This is a genomic window from Burkholderia sp. TSV86 (assembly GCF_001522865.1).
In the GTDB taxonomy this organism is placed as follows: Bacteria; Pseudomonadota; Gammaproteobacteria; order Burkholderiales; family Burkholderiaceae; genus Burkholderia.
The window spans coordinates 1-877 of sequence record NZ_LOWB01000117.1 but is presented as its reverse complement, the minus strand read 5'-3'; the positions used below and the strand labels follow the sequence as shown (position 1 = coordinate 877).

Genomic DNA, 877 nt, shown 5'->3' with positions numbered 1-877 from the left:
CGCGCCGTCGACGTACTTTCGGCGCGCCGACCAGCGCACCGATCCTTCCAGGCAATCGAGCCGTGCCCGGCGTGACGCGGAGCTCAGTCCCGAGATCCAGCGCGTCTACGACGCGAACTTCGAAGTCTACGGAGCCGACAAGGTGTGGAAGCAACTGAAGCGTGAAGGGATCGAGGTGGCCCGCTGCACGGTCGAGCGGCTGATGCGCAAGCTGGGGCTCGAGGGCGTACGACGCGGGAAGAAGGTTCGCACGACGATTCCCGATGCGCACGCGCCATGCCCGCAGGATCGCGTGCATCGTCAGTTCACCGCGACGCGACCGAACGCACTGTGGGTGGCAGATTTCACCTACGTGTCGACCTGGCAGGGCTTCGTCTACGTGGCGTTCGTTATCGACGTCTACTCCCGCTACATTGTTGGCTGGCGCGTGTCGAACACGATGCGCACGGACTTCGTGCTGGACGCGCTGGAACAGGCGCTCCACGCCCGGCAGCCCGAGCGCGACGGTGGACTGATCCATCATTCCGATCGCGGGGTCCAATACGTTTCGATTCGGTACACCGAGCGCCTGGCTGAAGCGGGCATCGAAGCGTCGGTCGGCACGGTGGGCGACTCCTACGATAACGCGCTGGCCGAGACGATCAACGGTCTGTATAAGTCGGAACTGATCCATCGGCGCGGCCCGTGGCGCAGCCAGCAGGCCGTCGAGCTGGCCACGCTCGAATGGGTCGACTGGTTCAACAATAGGCGGCTGCTCGGCCCGATCGGCGACATCCCGCCGGCGGAAGCCGAGCAAGCTTACTATCGGCAGTTTGAGGACGTCGCCAAGGCGGCCTGACTCAAACAAATCGGTCTCCGATGAACCCGGGGCGATTCA

At 64.3% G+C, this 877-nt stretch carries 1 protein-coding gene; it reads left to right on the top strand.

The genetic code is table 11. The annotated features are described in order from the left end of the window. Positions 1–838 (top strand): IS3 family transposase (locus WS68_RS23660; RefSeq protein WP_059573165.1); only part of this gene is annotated, 838 nt, incomplete at its 5' end. Between the last annotated feature and the right edge of the window lie 39 nt (positions 839–877).